The following is a 15,025-nucleotide window of genomic DNA, read 5'->3' as shown; positions in this document are numbered from 1 at the left end:
GCCGAAGGAGAACCACCATGAAGCGATCAGCCTGGTACGGCGCACTGGCGCTCCTGGCCGGCATTCCACTGCAGGCCATGGCCGCGGATGGCTACGTGACCGGTACTGTCACCCTGCGTGCCGGGCCCGACATCGGCTACCCGGCGGTTGACATGATCCCGGCCGGCGCGCCGGTCGGCATCGAAGGTTGTACGGATGGCTGGGAGTGGTGCGACGTCGTGTTCGAGGACGAGCGCGGCTGGGTCGCCGGCACCTTCATCCAGCAGGAGTACGACGACCGGCCGGTGCTGGTCCATGCGTATGGCGCGCGCCTGGGCGTCCCGATCGTGTCGTTCTCCATCGTGACCTACTGGGATCGCCACTACGTCGGTCGACCCTTCTATCGCGAGCGCGAACGCTGGTATCGCCGCCCGCCTCCGCATCATGCGCCGCCGCCACCCCACGGGCCCTGGGCGCACCCGCAGCGTCTGAAGGACCACCGCGGGGACCACGACCGCGACCGGTGGCACGCCGCACCCGCGCCCTACCGGCGACCCGAGCCGACGCCAGGTCGCGTTCCGCCCCGGGTGCCCGCGGATCGGCAGCAGCCGAAAGCACCGCCCACGATGCACAAGCAGGTGCAGCGCTGGCAGCAGCGACCGCCCGCACCGAACCCGACCAGGCCGCCGCAAGGCGCGCCCATCGCCCATCCACCCGCCGTCCATGCGCCAGCGGACCATCGCACGGACGCGCGCCGCCCTCCGCCGCACGATCACGACCAGCACGATCGTGGACATTGACGCAGGCTTCCGTTCGGGCCGGGCGCCGCAAGCACCGGCATTTCGACCCCGCCCTGACGGTCAGGGACAGGCGAAGAAAGTGACTTCCACGCCGCTCGGATCGGCGGTCCGGAAGTTGCGGGGCCCGTACTCCGTCGTCGCCAGCGTTCTCAGGATGGGGCAGCCCGCGGCCGCCACACGCGCGTACCAGCGGTCGATGTCGGGCACCTCGATATAGAGCCCGCCATGGACCTGGGGCACCTGGCCGCCTGCCTCGACCTCGATCAGACCGACGCCGTTGGGCGAGCGGAACACCGTGCCGCGCGCCGCCTTACCGCGGTCCCAGGAACGGAAGACACCTCCAGGCCCGGCGCATTGCGATAGAAGCTGACGGTTTCCTCGTAGCGCGAAGTGAAGAAGTAGAAGCGGAACTCAGGATGACCCACACCATCGCCTCGCTGGACGGCTTCGATCGGTGGCCACCCCGCAGGGTCCGGGCTCACCGGACACCCTCGATCACCACCAGCTCGGAAGACTCCGGCGTCGGCAGCGTCACCGCCAGCCCGGAAGCCATCAGTGCGCGCCCGTCCAACACGCGGTCGGGCGAGGAGTGGTCACGGAAGTGCACGCGGTATCGCTGCCCCGTGCGCAACCCGCGCAGCTTGAACCGGAACACGCGCGGCGCCGGGTCGCTGCCATGGAAAGCGAACACCACGCCCTGGTCGCGCGCGCCATCGAAATACTCGGTGCCGTCCCAGCCCTTGCCGTCCGGTCGCGGCCCCACGTGATAGAGACCCGCGTCACGGATGAGCGGCCGCAGCGCCGACTGGTAGAAGGCGATCTCCCTGGCCGCGGCCGCGTGCTGCGCAGGCGTCCAGCCATGGGTGTCGATCATTACGGTGAACCAGCCCATCATGCCGCTGCGCAGCATGTAGCGGAAATTCTCGATCCGTGGTGTCGGCCACGCCTTCACGTAGGTCTCCAGCATCGCCGGCGGCAGCACGTGGCTGGCGTCATAGAAGGCCTGCCGATTGGACAGCGGGTCGTAGGAGTCGACGATCGAGAAGTAGTCGCCGTAGGCGGCGCTGCCGAAATCGACCATGCGCCCGCCGTCGTTGCAGACCTCGAGCAGCAGGCCCGGATGCCGGCGCCTCAGTGCCTGCTGGACCGCGTAGTACGCACGCGTCGCGTGCAGGCTGACGTCGGTCGCGTTGGCCGCGTCGACCCACAGGAAGTCGTCGTCGCTGTAACGCCGGATGCGACCAGGGTCAGCCGCAGCGTGGGGATGATCGTGGCGGTCGCACCCCTGGGCGACGATATAGCCGTCGTGTTCGAGCATGTCGAGGTGGTACTCGCGCACGAGACGGTCGGTCTCGCCGGTCGCCCACGCCTGCGCCGCCGGCACGCCCAGGTCGATCGTCACGCCCTTGAACCCGGTGGGCTTCCAGCCGGGTGGCGGGTCGGTGGTCAACCAGTCGCGCACCGTCGGATCGGCGACGTCGAGCGCGCCCCTGGCCGGGCTGGTGCCCGCCTGGGCCCAGGCCGCCCAAAGCCCGAACCTCAGGCCCCTGCGGTGCGCGTAGTCCGACAGCGCGGCGATGCCGTGCGGGAACTTGTGCGGATCGGCGTGCCAGTCGCCGACGGCGCGGAACCAGCCCGCGTCCAGGTGGAACATCTCGAAGCCCAGCCGCGCCGCGTCGTCGATCATGCGCCGCGCCTGCGCCTCGTCGATCGCCATGGCACTGCCCCAGCTGTTGTTGGTCACCAGCGGATAGGCAGGGTCGGCCCGCGTCGCCGGATCGCCGAGCACCTCGCGCACCCAGCGCCGCAGCGTGTTGCCGGTGTCGTCCGGATCGCCGTCACTGGCACCCACGAAGACCGTCGGGGTGGCCAAGGTGGCGCCGGGCTCGAGGCGGGTGCGAAACGGACCGGGCACGGGGTTGAGTCCGACCGTGCCTGCCAGCACCGCGCCGGTGCGCTTCAGGTTCATCGCGACGCGGCCGCTGAACTCCACGCCGACGTACCAGCCGCCCGCGCCCTCGCCACTGACCAGGAACCACGGAATGATCTCGCGCGCCTCGCCCGGACGCGGATGCGCGAACGTGCTCGACGTACCGCGCCAGTCGTAGTGCGCGGCGATGGCGACCCGATGCGTACCCACCGGCGGCGGCTCGCCGGCCCCCTTGTCGACCCAGACCTGCGACAGCGGCTGGTCCGCCGCCACCTTCCACGCGAATTGCAGGCTGGGTTGCAGCGGTAGCCACACCCGCCGCCCGCTGCGGTTCTCGATGCGGATCACGTGCTCGAGCGGCCCGTGCGACGCCCGCGCACGCCATTCCCAGTACAGGCGCAGTCCGGCCGCGCGGTCCTCGTAGACCAGGCTCGCGGCATCCTCCCGCTGGCGGCTGGCATCCGGATCGTACCGCCAGTGCAGCGGTACCTCCCTGCCCCCGATCCCGGCATGCCCGATCAGCACCGCTGCCGCATCGCCCTCCCAGGCGGCGCCACCCTGGCGCGCCAGCTGCAGCAGCCCAGGCGCCGAAGCCCCGGCCTGGAGGACGATCCGGTTGTCGCGGTTGCCGACAAGGATGCGCGCCACTCGTGCCGGCGCCGCCAGCGGCCACACCGCCCACAGGCCGAGCACGAGGCAGGTCCACGCAGGACGAGAAGTCATGTGGCTCGCTCCGGGTAGCGGCGTCGCGACCTGCCGGATGATCACCCTGGCGGCAGGCGGTGCCAAGCGGATCGAAGTCCGTCACCGGCAATCGAGTGGAGAAAGTTCGCTTCCAGGCGCCGCAGTGCCCGCCGTGCTTGCCGCCATGTGGAAAGGGGGATGCGACAGGCATCCCCCCCCTGAGCGTTAGCCGCTCACACCGAAGAACTGGCGCGCGCGCTCCTTTTCGGCCGTCGTCGGACGATATTCGTGCCAGTCGTCGGTGGCATTCGCCTTGTACCGGACCACGCCGTTGTCGGCGTCGATCTGGTAGTACGGGAACACGCCTCGGAGGTTGAAGAACGCAGCCGGGGCAAAGAACAGGATGTCGGCCGCGAGGCGGCCGCCATGGAAGCGTAGCGGGAGGATCCCGTAGAACGGATCGCGGCCCGGCCGCTCCACCTTGAACTCGTAGTTGCCGAAGCTCGTGTCCTTCAAGCGCACGGTTGAGGGCACCGCCGGCGCTTCGTGCTTGACGGCCAGGCGCGTGTCCGGCGCCGTCGAACTGATGTGTGTCATCGTCGAGCAAGCAGCAAGTCCAGCCACCAGGCAACCGACGCCCGCGGTCCTTACGAAAGAAAACATGTTGTCCCCTGTGTTTGACGGCACCTCCGGGTGCCGCTTCCGACTATAGGCCAAGCCCGGGGCCGGCACGACGGTGGGGCACGCCCGCATCGGCCAGAGGGTCTGCCCGCACCGTGGCCGGCGCTCTCACATGCCGTAGTCAGGGAGGTCGAAGTCGTCACGCACGCTTCCGGCGATCAGTCCGGTCAACCAGGGCTTGTTCATCGCCCGGATGCCGAGGTTGCGCAGCCAGACCCCCAGCGCGGTGCGCGCTGCGAAAAAGCCGATGAAGCCTTGCGCAGCCCTCTGCTTGCGCGCAATCAGCGACCGCAGGCGGGCCTCGTAGGCCGGAAAGGCCTGTCGGTAATCCCCACCGGCACGCTGCAGCTCGCCTGCCAGCGTGTAGGCCTCGGTCATGGCCAGGCCGGTGCCTTCGCCACCCAGCAGGGAAATGCAGGCGGCCGCGTCGCCGATCAGCGCGACGCAGCCGCGCGACCAGTTCGCCATGCGCACCTGGCTGACCACGTCCAGGTAAAGGTCCTCGGCATCGTCCAGCGCGTCGAGCATGCGCGGGCACTCCCACCCCGCGTCCGCGAACTTGCGCCGGAGCAGCGCCTTGCGCGCACCGAGGCCACCGGGGTCGGTCGTGTCCTGGCTCCGGAACACGAACAGGAACAACGACCGGTCGCCGCGCAACGTGAAGCGCGCGGCCTGGCGGCCAGGTACGTTGTGCGTCACGTAGACCAGCTCGTCGCGGGGCCGGTAGCCGTCCACCACGCACGCCGCCACCCGGCAACCCAGGTAGTGCTCGAAGTCCGTGTCGGGTCCGAACACCAACCGGCGCACGTTGGAATGCAGCCCGTCGGCTCCGACCACGAGGTCGAAGCTGCGCGCGCCGCCGTTGCCCAGGGTGATGTCGACGCGGTCGTGCCGCGGGTCGATCGCCGTGATGCTGTCGCCAAAGAGGGTTTCACACGAGTCGGCCACCGTGGCGTAGATCGTGGCGGCGAGGTCGCCGCGCGGGAGGCTGGTGAACAGGCCATCGGTCAGGCGCTCGAAGACGTCCGTGTGCATGCTCGCCTGCACCCTGCCCTCGTCGTCCACCGATTCCAGCCGCTGCACCTGATAGCCCGCCGCACGGACGGCCTGCTCGATGCCCATGCGCTGGGCAATCCGGTAGCCGGTGCCCCAGAAATCGATGATGTAGCCGCCGGTACGGAACGCCGGCGCCTGCTCGATCAGCGTCGGCCGGTGGCCGCAGCGCAACAGCCAATGGGCCAGGGCCGGACCGGCGACACCGGCGCCACTGATCGCCACACGCAGGGAAGATGCAGTCATGGGAAACCCTCTCGATGGATGCCTTGGCCCCGCCCGAACCGTTATGCTGGGCGATCGCACAAATATGACTGACCGGTCAGTCATATTCAAGGGAACACCACCATGGCGCCGAAGAAGGTCGACAAGCACGCCCGTAGAAGGGAAATCCTCGAAGCCGCCGCGAGGGTCTTCGCGACGCGCGGCTATCGGCAGGCGACCATCGACCAGATCGCCGAGGCCGCCGGCATCAGCAAGGGCACGGTGTATCTCAGCTTCGCCAGCAAGGAAGACCTTTTCTACGAGTTGTTCGAGCAGCTCACGCGCGATGCGATGCAGCCACCCACACCCTCCGGTGACATCGACCCGCCGACCGCGAAGGCGCGGATCGCGGCGCTCTTCCACAGCGTGATGGACGCGGTGGACGCCAACGAAGGTCTCATCCCCCTGACCATGGAGTTCTGGTCCGCCTGTGGCGTGGAGGAGACCCGCCTGCGCTTCGGTGCGCGCTATGCCGAACTGTTCGGCGCCTTCCGAACCCAGCTGGCCGGCATGATCCGGGACGGCATGCGTGCCGGTGAATTCCGCCAGGATCTGCCTGTCGAGGCGACCGCCTCCTGCCTGATGGCGATCATCGACGGCCTGCTGCTGCAGCAGTGGACCGACGCGCGCGTACGCGCTTCGCACATGCTTCGCGACGCCCTGCCCCCGCTGCTGGGTGCGCTCGACGCCAAAGGGTGAGTGAGCGGTTGCGCTTCCCGGTGCCCGCCCCCGAAGGGGCGGGCAAATGGCCGCCCCCGCTACCGGTGGCTTACGGATGGAACCACGCCCCGTTGTCCGCGGTGCCGCGAACGACGGTCCTCGCCGTGTTGTTGCGAAGGTCGACGATCTGCAACCACGTATCGCCTTTCCACTTGTTCACCAGCAGACGGGTCCCGTCGAAGGACCAGTCGACCGGCGTGTAGTCGGCATCCGGATCCGGGTTGACCAAGGCCGGGTGGATGTGGCTCCCGTCGGCGCGCATCACGTAGACATGCAAGTGGCCGATGCCGGGCCCCTCCTGCCTGGCGAAGGCGATCTTGCGACCGTCCTTCGAATAGCGCAGGTAGCCGCCGCCGGAGGCAAGCGGCGTCAATGTGTTGATGGCGAAGTCGAGCGCGTTCATCGGATTGCTGTCATAGACCCCGTGCGTGCCATCGGGAGCGATCGTGAGGCTGTATTCCGGGCCGGTGTTGATACCCTCGAACACCTGTCCGGCGAGCTTGACTGCGGCTCCCGTGGAAACGTTGACCCGATACACGTTCGAGAACCACAGGCGCGGTTCCAGCCCACCTTCGTCAGTACCCGCGGTGACATAGACGCTCTTGCCGCTGGCCGCCCACTGGGGCGCCGAGAGTGCCATGTACCTGGTGGTCATCCCGGCTTCGCGCGGAGGACAGAACAGGATGCGCTGGTGCGTGCCATCGGCGCGGACCGTGCCAAGGCAGTCGTGGTTGAGCTGGTTGTCGTCCGTGATGAACGCGACGGTCCCGTTGGGCCCCCATGAGGCGAACGTATGCGTGCCCGGCCCGGCGGTAATCCTGTGCGTGGGCCCGCCCTGCCGATCCACGACGTAAAGCTGCGAGTGTTGCCACGCCGACGACTGCTGGCTCGCTTCGTACACGACGGCGGCACCACTGGGCGACCACCCGGCGCGACGGTAGTCGACGCCATACAGCAAGGGAGCGAGCCGCGCCACGCCAGCCCCGGAGGGTTTCACGCGATCGAGCAGCATGGCGCGGGCGCCATCGGTGGACCGATAGAACGGCCGGGTGAAAAGGATCGAAGCAGTGGTGGTCTGCGCGGCAGCGGATGCCGCGCCAAGGGCGGTAAGCAGAAGCGCGATGGAGCCAGCAAGCTTGTGGTTTTTCATGGGTGATGCTCCCTGACGGTAATCCCCCTGATCCGGCTCGCGCGGTCGGCCCAACGGCTCGGAACCGAGGTCCCCTCCCGACCCGATCGACAGCGAAGGTTCTGGCGGCGCGGACACTGCTATAGATGTCGTGACCGTTTTGCATTCGTTCAGGATCAGCCCGCTTGGCGTGCCCCGGGCGGCCAGAGACACGCTTCGCCCGAGTCCCGGGCGATGGGGGGACCTGCCCGAGGCAGGAGTTCGCCCTACGCCCGTTCGAACGACAGGACGTCTAGGCGTCCGGCAGCCAGGCGCCCCCGGACCGCGGTCAAGGCGCGGGGTGGCTGAAAGCCGAGGCTGCCTTCATCAGCGCGCGGCGCGCGGGTCACGTGCCTCCCACCAGAGGCTCCGCAGTCTTGCGGGGCACCCCGTGAGCGAGAGGCCACTTGATGGACAGGCGAACGAACGGCAACACAGATCGCACTCCGCCCCTCGTCAGCGCCCTGATAACCGGCACCGTGGCGGCCCTCGCCTCGGCGGCGGCCCTGGCGCTGCTGGCCAAGGCCGAAGGCAAGAGCGCCTTGCGGCCCATCAACGCGACGAGCCACTGGCTGCATGGCGAGAAAGCAGCCAGGTGTGGCCAGTTCGATGCCACGCATACGTTGATCGGCTTCGCGACCCACTACGCATCGGCCGTGTTCTGGGCACTGCCCTTCGAGTCCTGGCGGGCCAGGCGCCAACCACCTTCCGCCGGTGCGCTCTTGCGAGGCGCCTGCATGACGTCCGCAGTCGCGGCAGCCGTCGACTACGGCATCACCCCGAAACGGCTCACCCCCGGGTGGGAACTCGTGCTCACCAAGCGCTCGATGCTGGCGACCTATGGCGTACTGGCGCTGGGACTGGCCTCGGGGACGAAGCTTGCGCAAGCCGTGGCTGGCCGCGGCCGGACGCGGGCTCGACGATGAACGGGCGCTTCGCCCCGCGTTTCCAGCGATGTTTCCGGGCCGCCGTGCCGGGGCACTGGCGGGGCTGACGCCGCGCCTCGCAGCCATCCTGGTCTGCATCCGGTGCCGGGGAAATCAGCTGGCGGTGGGTGCCCACCGGGCCGCATGCAGGGGCGGCCCTGGCCGATACCCAGACGCGACCCGGCCGATTGCCCTACATTCCATCGCTGGCAACCGGGAAATCCACCGTGTCGGTCTATGACGGACGCACGATTCCATGGCGGGTCTATCACGGTGTCCCGGCCGGCTGGCGTGCTGAGGACATCGTGCAGGAACACGCGCGCCTGGGCGGCTGCTTCCCGCTGCGCGTACCGGCGCCTATCGAGGTACCGAGCCTCCATGCTGTCCCGGAACAGGATGGCTGGCTGCATTACCGGCTGACCGTGCACCGTCTTGCCGAGGGCGTCCGCGCCAGCGACCCGGCCTGCATCGAACTTGCCGTCCGCTACATCCAGCTTCATTACATCGGCTCGTATGCCGGCTACCTTCGCGCGCGCTTGGCGCGGGCTCTCAAGCACGCGCCACTGCAGGAAAGCCAGCGACGGGTGCTGCACCAGCACTTCGCCGCCCTGAGCCTCCGCGGCGAGCACACGCACGAGTTTCCGGAATACCTGAAACTCTGGCGCCGCATCGTTCGGCCCGAGGAACGCGAAGCACTGGCCCAGGCCTTCCGCGATCTGCCGGATGGCGAGCGCCGTGCCACGCGATGGGAAAGCCTTATGGACGCAAACGGGCGCCCCGGGCCGGGCGGTCGGTCGCCCAGCGGAAACATGGCGAATCGAGGTCGCACGGGCAGGCGCAACTGACGCCGTTATCCACGGAATGCCAGCGGCGGCCGTCGGGCAAAGCTGCCACCCCCGTGTGCGCGCGCTCCCCAGACCTTGTGTGATGTGGTTCCCACCCGCCCTGGCGGGCCGGCGGGGCTACCCGGGGCTTTCTGCCAACGTGGTCATAAATCCGCCACTCGGGGCCTTCTGTCCAGCTTGCTCAGGCATGTGACGATCGCGCATTTTTGGCGTGAGCTTCGCGTGACGAAGTCTTTTGCGCCAAACGACCCGAGACCTCCCGACAAATGAACGTTTTCTTTACGAACCAAAGCCTTGCCGCTGCTGCCCGTGCGTCCGTCACCGCGAAGCGCCACGTGAGGAAGCCGTTGATGCTGGCCCTCGCCGCGCTGGCCCTTTCCGCTGTCGCCGCGCCTTCGTTCGCCGCCGACTGGTGGACCAGCATGCCCAAGCCGGTCATCGGCCAGACCGCGACCGTCGACGTGCGCACCAAGGGCGCCCTCGGCAACGGCGTGCATGACGACACCGCCGCCATCCAGGCTGCGGTCGACTCGCTGCCGACCACCGGCGGCACGGTCACCATTCCGGCCGGCCACTACATGATCAACGCCACCAAGCCCATCAAGCTGCGTTCGCACACCAGCCTGCAGATGGACCCGTTGGCCACGCTCGAAGTGATCCCGACCAGCGCCACCCGCTACATGGTGTTCCAGGTCTACAACGTGAGCGACGTGAGCATCAGCGGCGGCAACCTGGTCGGTGACCGCGCCCGCCACCTCGGCACCACCGGCGAGTGGGGCTACGGCATCAACATCGTCGCCGCGACCCATGTGCTGGTGCAGAACGTCAAGCTCTCCAACTTCTGGGGCGATGGCGTCTGGATCGGCGCCAAGGACGTCAACAAGGTCCACGTGCGTTCGGACTACGTGACCGTCGACGGCGTGGTGTCGAGCAACAACCGCCGCCAGGGTCTGTCGATCGGCCCGTCGCAGCACGTCTACATCGTCAACAGCACGTTCCAGAACACCAACGGCACGCTGCCGGAGGCGGGCATCGACATCGAGCCGATGACCGAGGGCCAGACCAATGCCGTCCGCCTGGAGAACAACACCTTCGCCAACAACCACGGCAACGGCATCGAGCTGCACACCAACATCGCCGACATCGCCATCGTCGGCAACACGATGACGGGCAACAACGGCTTCGGCGTGATGGGCATCGGCGCCGGCTACGTGACGGTCACCGGCAACACCGCCACCCAGAACGGCCTGGCCGGCGTGCGCCCGAGCGGCAAGTCGCACGACTGGTCGATCACCGGCAACACGCTCAAGTACAACAGCACCCACTACATGTCGCCGACCAAGGAAGGCGGTTCCCTGAGCCGCGACATCCAGTTCAGCAAGGGCTGCTACAACATCTCGGTCTCGAACAACGTCTACTCAAACGCCAAGTACGACACCTACACCCGTTGAGCATCACCAACTGGGTCCTCCCCGGGGCAGCCTTCTGGCTGCCCTTTTTTTTGCCTGCCGCAGAGCGCGACCTCGAAGGTGGCGCGAAAGCTCAAGCGACCAGCGTGCCGCGCATCACCACCACCCCGGCACCCGACAGCTCCGGGTCGGGCACCAGGCGAAGTCGCAGGATGCTCCGACGCCCCATTTTCACGCCCTGCTCCACCTCCAGCGCCGAGTCCTTCAGCAGGCCTTCCGCGCCGAGATAGGCCGCCAACGGCCCGGCGGCGGTGCCGGTGGCGGCGTCCTCCCAGAGGCCGACGGTCGGATTGAAGAAGCGCGCATACGCGCTGCCGGGCGCCTGCGGGTCGAAGGCATAGACGTAGCCACCCTCGGCGCAGGCGTGGCCGAGTACCGCCAGCAGCTTGTCGACCGCCGGCGCCGCCCGATCGACCGTGCCCGGGTCGCGCACGCGCACCATCAGGTGTGCCGCGCCCGTATCTACGACGCGCGGCGCCGGCGACGCGAGGATGTCGCGTTCGTCCAGGCCCAGGGCTTCGGCCAGGGGTGCCCGCTCCGTGAGCAGGGAACCCAGCCGCATGGGCGCCTGGCGCATGCGCCCGTGCACGCGGCCGTCGACCTTCCCCAGGGTGATCGGCAGGACATCGCTCCCGATTTCCTGGGTGAAGGTGCGTGGCGCATCGAGCGGGCCGAGCTGGCCGGTTTCGGCAAGCCAGAGCCAGGCCCCGAGCGCGTTGTGCCCGGCGCCGAACACCTCCGCGCCGCTGGCGGTGAACGAGCGCAGCTTGCGGTCGGCCCGCGTACTCCGGACAAGGAAGGTCGTCTCGGCCTGGTTGAACTCGCCCGCGATCCGTCGCATCTGCGCGTCGGAGAGACCGTCCGCGCCCTCCACGACGGCAAGCGGATTACCGCTCAGTGGCGCCTCCGCAAAGACGTCGATGAGACCTGCCACGTATTCGGCCATGGTTGACGAACCTCCTGCAGTCGGGTGAATCTGATTCACGAAAGTTGCTGGCCATGACGATAAGTAGTTGCTTCATCAACGTAAAAAGACGATTTCTCACCGACTGGATGATCTGGACTCATCATGCCGCCAACCCGACTTCCGCCCCTGAATGCGCTGCGTGCCTTCGAGGCCACCGCACGCCGGGCCAGCTTCAAGGCCGCCGCCGAGGAGCTGTTCGTCACGCCGACGGCGATCAGCCATCAGATCCGGCAACTGGAGGCGTTCCTCGGCGTGCGCGTGCTCGACCGTTCACCCCGGGCGGTCGCGCTGACCGCCGGTGGCGCGGCGCTCTATGAGGCGACGGCGACCGGCTTTGCGGAGATCGGCAGGGTCGCCGCGCGTCTTCGCGGGACGCAGGAACCGGCCACCCTGACGCTTTCGTCCACCACGGCCTTCCTCAGCCAGTGGCTGGCGCCGCGCATGGGCGAGCTGCGTCGCCTGCATCCGCAGATCGACCTGCGCCTGCACGCCTCCGACGCGATCGTCGAGCTGAGGGCCGGCGGCATCGAGGCCGCGATCCGCTACGGCCGCGGTCCCTTCGCCGATGCGGCCAGCGTCGCGTTGCGCGACGACGCCTTCGTCCCTGTCTGCAGTCCGCGGCTCGGCATCGCCAGGCCGGAGGACCTGCGGCAGGCGACCCTGATCCACATCGAAGGCCGCACCCGGCCGAAACCGGCGCCGGACTGGCCACGCTGGTGCGCCCTCGTCGGGCTCGACGATGTCGACACCCGGGCGGGCCTGCGCTTTCCCGACAGCCTGCTGGCGATCCAGGCGGCGATCGCCGGCCAGGGGATTGCCATCGTCAGCCAGCCGCTGGCCGCCGACGCCCTGGCCTCGGGGCTGCTGGAAGCGCCCTTCGAGCAGTCCCTCGAAGGCGAGACCTACCACTTCGCCTGCGCCAGGGATGTCGAAGACCGGCCGGACATCGTCGCCTTGCGCCACTGGTTCCTGCATAGCCTGCGCGCCTGAGGTCGCCACACGCCGTTTGCCTCAACGCGAGGCGTGTCCCTGCAGGCACCCCACCCAATTCAAACTTCGTCCTTCCGCCCTGCCGTCGCTAGGGCCGCATCAGGCTCAGAACGACCTCGAGCACGATCAGCAGCACGATGGCGATTTCCAGCAGTTCGGCACGGCGGCTGGACGCTTCCTCGTAGAGCGCCGAGTAGGTATCGCGGATGATCGCCAGCTTGCGGTCGACAGAAGTGCTCAACGAGGCGACGCGGAACAACCCGAGCGCGGTGCTGTAGATCCGTGCCAAATAGACGTCCTCGGTGACCTGCAGCGCGTTGTCGACCTTTTCGGTCAGTTCCGTGGTCTCGGCGACCAGCGTGTACAGGCCGCGCGCCAGGTGCGCAAAGCGCCTGGCGGCGAGCAGCGAGACCGCACCCCGCGCCTCCTCCACGCGGCCGTACATCCGCGGCAGCTCGTCATCCAGCAGCTCGTCGTAGTAGCGCAGCTCCAGTAACTGCGCATTGGCCACCTCGATCACATCGGCCACGTCCGAGTCTCCGCGCGGCTCGTAGATGAACGCGCGATCCCACGTGAGTACCACCAGGTCGTCGGCATAGTAGGAAAGGCTTTGCGCCAGCAGGTCGCGCCGCGCGCCCTCGGACAGCGGGCGCGTCTCCCCGGACAGTAACGCGGCCAGGTCGACGCGCTCACGCAGCTCGTTCGCGGTCAGCGGTTCATCCAAGGCGTGCACCTTGCCGAGCAGATAGTCCTCCTGCAGGGCGGCGCTATCGGCCGGCCGTTCCAGCGCCGGGCCGACCACCTCACGAACCTGGTCACGCAGCGCCGTCCAGAAGCCCTCCGGCGAGGACGGCCCGAGTGTCCGGTCGAGCGCGTTGAACTGGCTCACGAACGCCGGCCATTCCGCGTTGGCGATCGGCACACGCACGGCCAGCGCAGCCACGCCGAAGTCGTAGAGCCGCACGCTCACCTGCGCCTCCACCGTCACGCCGTCCAGCGTCACTGCTATCGGGTCCATCAACAACTGCAACGGCGGCACGTCGAACGCAATGGCCTTGGCCGGCGCGCTCGCCAGGCGGCTGCGGCTGCTCGACCGGCCGGCATGCGTCAGCCATGCGGCCTCCGCCCGCGCGAGATCGATTGCGTAGGCAATGTCGAACAGCCGCAAGGCGACCAGCTCGCCGGTCCGCACGGTAAACGTCGCGGTAGTCATTACGCTGCATCCGGAGAGGGACCGTTGCCACCAGTGTAGCGGCCCCGCGTGATCCGCCCCGTGTCCTGGCAGGTTCGCGGGCGCCCTGGTCGTTGGTCGTGCGTACTCACATTGATCGGGATCAGCACGCGCCCACACGCCCGGGGTAGAAGAGGCGAACGTCCCGGATGCGAAACCCGTTTCCCGCGGAGAGCCGTCATGCGCATTCCCTCTTCCCCCACAGGCAGAACCACGCTCGCCTCGGCCCTCCCCGCGCTCGTGTCGCCAGGTCTTGCGGCACGAGCCGAGACGGCGCCCTCGCCGCCGAGTCCGCCGGTGGCGGTGCGCATGGTCGACCCAACCATGGCGGTCACCGCGGGGCAGCCCTGCGTCGTCCAACCGTTCCGCAACCGGATTTTCCTGCAGCAGGACCTCGGCGTGGGACCCCGATCGGCGCAAGCTTCACCTTCATGCCGCCACCGGCCTGCCCGCGTCCGTGGTCCACCAAAAGTGAACCTGGGCTAGGTCCGCTCTCTCGGACACCACAAAGCGAGGACAATCCTCGCAAGGAGGTGTTCGATGGAGAAGCGGCAGCGGTTTACCGCCCAGTTCAAGCGTGAGGCGGTGCAGTTGATGCGCAGGTCCGGTCGTCCGGTGGCCGAGGTCGCGCGCGAGCTTGGCATCCCTCGAAACCGGCTCTACAAGTGGGCCGACGAGTTGGAATCGAAAGGTGAGCAGGCCTTCCGCGGCAGTGGCAGGCCCAAAGCCAGCAGCGATGAGCTGGCGGCCCTGCAGCGCGAGGTGGCGCGCCTCAGGGAAGAGAACGAGATCCTAAAAAAAGCGGCGGCGTACTTCGCGCGGGAGCTGCAGTGAAGTACGCCTGGATCGCAGGCCAGGCGGAGTACCCGGTGCGCTCGCTGTGCCGGGCGCTTCGCGTCTCGCCCAGTGGCTTCTACGCGTGGCGCTCGCGCCAGCCGAGCCGCCGGGCCTGCGAGAATCAGCGGCTCCTGGAACGCATTCGGCAATTGCACGAGCAGACCCGCCAGGCCTACGGCACGGAGCGGCTGTGGCGCGCTCTGCGTCAGCAAGGCGAGTCCTGCGGGCGCAACCGCGTCAGGCGTCTTCGCCGCGACCACGCCATCCAGACCCGCCGGCGCCGACGGTACGTACAGGCCCGCGGCACCTACCAGCGCGTTCCTGCCGCTCCCAACCACCTGACGTGGCCCTTCAAGAGCAGCCGGCCCAACGCCGTGTGGGTAGCCGACATCACCTTCGTGCCGACGCACCGCGGCTGGCTCTACCTGGCCGCCCTGCTGGACCTTCACAGCCGCCGGATTGTCGGTTGGGCGATGGGCGA

15 protein-coding genes are annotated in these 15,025 nt (G+C 68.4%); 8 read left to right on the top strand and 7 right to left on the bottom strand.

Annotated elements, in window-relative coordinates:
- The first annotated feature begins 17 nt into the window (after positions 1-17).
- Positions 18-779: an SH3 domain-containing protein gene (locus VFH59_RS05980; protein ID WP_325163977.1), complete on the top strand. Its 762-nt coding sequence runs from the start codon at positions 18-20 to the stop codon at positions 777-779.
- 60 nt (positions 780-839) lie between these two features.
- On the opposite strand, the gene VFH59_RS05975 is transcribed toward VFH59_RS05980, so the two are convergent.
- From VFH59_RS05975 to VFH59_RS05960, 4 genes are all read right to left on the bottom strand, one after another.
- Entirely contained in the window at positions 840-1,073 is a 234-nt protein-coding gene (locus VFH59_RS05975) for a VOC family protein (RefSeq protein ID WP_325163976.1), read from the bottom strand.
- 184 nt (positions 1,074-1,257) lie between these two features.
- Positions 1,258-3,432, bottom strand: coding sequence for an alpha-galactosidase (locus VFH59_RS05970; protein WP_325163975.1), 2,175 nt, complete (start codon positions 3,430-3,432; stop codon positions 1,258-1,260).
- A 186-nt stretch (positions 3,433-3,618) separates the two neighbouring features.
- The gene (locus VFH59_RS05965; protein WP_325163974.1) at positions 3,619-3,990 is read right to left on the bottom strand and encodes a hypothetical protein; all 372 of its coding nucleotides are present in this window, start codon (positions 3,988-3,990) and stop codon (positions 3,619-3,621) included.
- A gap of 192 nt (positions 3,991-4,182) precedes the next feature.
- Positions 4,183-5,373: an FAD-binding domain gene (locus VFH59_RS05960; protein ID WP_325163973.1), complete on the bottom strand. Its 1,191-nt coding sequence runs from the start codon at positions 5,371-5,373 to the stop codon at positions 4,183-4,185.
- 102 nt (positions 5,374-5,475) lie between these two features.
- Here VFH59_RS05960 and VFH59_RS05955 point away from each other — a divergent pair, with 102 nt between their 5' ends.
- Positions 5,476-6,090 carry a TetR/AcrR family transcriptional regulator gene (locus VFH59_RS05955; protein ID WP_325163972.1) on the top strand — a complete coding sequence of 205 codons (615 nt, stop codon included), beginning with the start codon at positions 5,476-5,478 and terminating at the stop codon, positions 6,088-6,090.
- 70 nt (positions 6,091-6,160) lie between these two features.
- On the opposite strand, the gene VFH59_RS05950 is transcribed toward VFH59_RS05955, so the two are convergent.
- The gene (locus VFH59_RS05950) at positions 6,161-7,261 is read right to left on the bottom strand and encodes a hypothetical protein (protein ID WP_325163971.1); all 1,101 of its coding nucleotides are present in this window, start codon (positions 7,259-7,261) and stop codon (positions 6,161-6,163) included.
- A 497-nt stretch (positions 7,262-7,758) separates the two neighbouring features.
- Between VFH59_RS05950 and VFH59_RS05945 the strand changes: the two genes are divergently transcribed.
- From VFH59_RS05945 to VFH59_RS05935, 3 genes are all read left to right on the top strand, one after another.
- A complete protein-coding gene (locus VFH59_RS05945; RefSeq protein WP_325163970.1) occupies positions 7,759-8,205 on the top strand; it encodes a hypothetical protein in 447 nt (148 codons plus the stop codon).
- A gap of 227 nt (positions 8,206-8,432) precedes the next feature.
- A complete protein-coding gene (locus VFH59_RS05940) occupies positions 8,433-9,050 on the top strand; it encodes a hypothetical protein (RefSeq protein ID WP_325163969.1) in 618 nt (205 codons plus the stop codon).
- 350 nt (positions 9,051-9,400) lie between these two features.
- A complete protein-coding gene (locus VFH59_RS05935; protein ID WP_325163968.1) occupies positions 9,401-10,501 on the top strand; it encodes a right-handed parallel beta-helix repeat-containing protein in 1,101 nt (366 codons plus the stop codon).
- A 91-nt stretch (positions 10,502-10,592) separates the two neighbouring features.
- Here the strand turns inward: VFH59_RS05935 and VFH59_RS05930 are convergent, their stop codons facing one another.
- Positions 10,593-11,465: a PhzF family phenazine biosynthesis protein gene (locus tag VFH59_RS05930; RefSeq protein WP_325163967.1), complete on the bottom strand. Its 873-nt coding sequence runs from the start codon at positions 11,463-11,465 to the stop codon at positions 10,593-10,595.
- Between the two features lie 123 nt (positions 11,466-11,588).
- On the opposite strand from VFH59_RS05930, the gene VFH59_RS05925 reads away from it, so the two are divergent.
- Complete coding sequence (locus VFH59_RS05925; protein WP_325163966.1) at positions 11,589-12,476, top strand: LysR substrate-binding domain-containing protein; 888 nt, start codon at positions 11,589-11,591, stop codon at positions 12,474-12,476.
- Positions 12,477-12,564: 88 nt separating this feature from the next.
- Here the strand turns inward: VFH59_RS05925 and VFH59_RS05920 are convergent, their stop codons facing one another.
- Complete coding sequence (locus VFH59_RS05920; RefSeq protein WP_325163965.1) at positions 12,565-13,689, bottom strand: hypothetical protein; 1,125 nt, start codon at positions 13,687-13,689, stop codon at positions 12,565-12,567.
- 558 nt (positions 13,690-14,247) lie between these two features.
- Between VFH59_RS05920 and VFH59_RS05915 the strand changes: the two genes are divergently transcribed.
- Both VFH59_RS05915 and VFH59_RS05910 read left to right on the top strand, forming a co-directional pair.
- Complete coding sequence (locus tag VFH59_RS05915) at positions 14,248-14,541, top strand: transposase (protein WP_325163964.1); 294 nt, start codon at positions 14,248-14,250, stop codon at positions 14,539-14,541.
- Positions 14,538-15,025 (top strand): IS3 family transposase (locus VFH59_RS05910; RefSeq protein ID WP_325163963.1); only part of this gene is annotated, 488 nt, incomplete at its 3' end. The genes VFH59_RS05915 and VFH59_RS05910, both read left to right, overlap by 4 nt.

The organism is Frateuria sp. (genome assembly GCF_035695185.1).
Taxonomy (GTDB): domain Bacteria; phylum Pseudomonadota; class Gammaproteobacteria; order Xanthomonadales; family Rhodanobacteraceae; genus Frateuria_A.
The sequence above is the reverse complement of the archived record's forward strand: the minus strand, read 5'-3'. Positions and strand labels throughout refer to the sequence as shown.

Excerpts from the sequence above, each read along its gene's own strand:
- VFH59_RS05930 (WP_325163967.1), bottom strand. The coding sequence starts at position 11,465 with ATGGCCGAATACGTGGCAGGTCTCATCGACGTCTTTGCGGAGGCGCCA.
- VFH59_RS05935 (WP_325163968.1), top strand. The coding sequence starts at position 9,401 with ATGCTGGCCCTCGCCGCGCTGGCCCTTTCCGCTGTCGCCGCGCCTTCG.
- VFH59_RS05950 (WP_325163971.1), bottom strand. The coding sequence starts at position 7,261 with ATGAAAAACCACAAGCTTGCTGGCTCCATCGCGCTTCTGCTTACCGCC.
- VFH59_RS05960 (WP_325163973.1), bottom strand. The coding sequence starts at position 5,373 with ATGACTGCATCTTCCCTGCGTGTGGCGATCAGTGGCGCCGGTGTCGCC.
- VFH59_RS05955 (WP_325163972.1), top strand. The coding sequence starts at position 5,476 with ATGGCGCCGAAGAAGGTCGACAAGCACGCCCGTAGAAGGGAAATCCTC.
- VFH59_RS05920 (WP_325163965.1), bottom strand. The coding sequence starts at position 13,689 with ATGACTACCGCGACGTTTACCGTGCGGACCGGCGAGCTGGTCGCCTTG.
- VFH59_RS05925 (WP_325163966.1), top strand. The coding sequence starts at position 11,589 with ATGCCGCCAACCCGACTTCCGCCCCTGAATGCGCTGCGTGCCTTCGAG.
- VFH59_RS05965 (WP_325163974.1), bottom strand. The coding sequence starts at position 3,990 with ATGACACACATCAGTTCGACGGCGCCGGACACGCGCCTGGCCGTCAAG.
- VFH59_RS05980 (WP_325163977.1), top strand. The coding sequence starts at position 18 with ATGAAGCGATCAGCCTGGTACGGCGCACTGGCGCTCCTGGCCGGCATT.
- VFH59_RS05915 (WP_325163964.1), top strand. The coding sequence starts at position 14,248 with ATGGAGAAGCGGCAGCGGTTTACCGCCCAGTTCAAGCGTGAGGCGGTG.
- VFH59_RS05970 (WP_325163975.1), bottom strand. The coding sequence starts at position 3,432 with ATGACTTCTCGTCCTGCGTGGACCTGCCTCGTGCTCGGCCTGTGGGCG.